General features: G+C 64.0%; 1 pseudogene. It reads left to right on the top strand.

Annotated elements, in window-relative coordinates:
* Positions 1–162 precede the first annotated feature (162 nt).
* A pseudogene (locus tag AC0L3I_RS37010) lies at positions 163–357 on the top strand (transposase zinc-binding domain-containing protein); the annotation flags it as partial.
* Positions 358–425 lie beyond the last annotated feature (68 nt).

Raw genomic sequence — 425 nt, 5'->3', positions numbered from 1 at the left:
GGCACCGACATCCGGATCATCCAGGTCCTGCTCGGGCACGCCAAGCTAAATAGCACCGCCTTCTACACCAAGGTCGCGACCCGGACGGTGCGCACCGTCACGAGCCCGTTCGACAAGCTTGGCCTGTTCAAGGAGGCAGAGATCTCTCCCGACGGCTGAGCCGTGCGCGCCTCGATCGAGGTCGCCGACATCTTCCGCGCTGCCGGCCCCGCCTACCGGGCCGTACATGCAGGGCACCTCAGCCTCGGCCAGCTTAAGGTCATGTCGGCGATCGAGCATTGCCGCACCGCAGCGCTCGGCGGTCATGTCGAGGCCTGCGAGGACTGCGGCGAGTGGCGCATCGCCTACAACTCCTGCCTTATGGGCAGATCCAGTAATGGGGAGCTGGGGTGCAGACATTGACATTTTTCGGTGAATTGTTGCGC

The organism is Mesorhizobium sp. WSM4840 (assembly GCF_055811755.1).
Note: the sequence above shows the minus strand (reverse complement) of the source record. Positions and strands in the feature narration are given on the sequence as shown.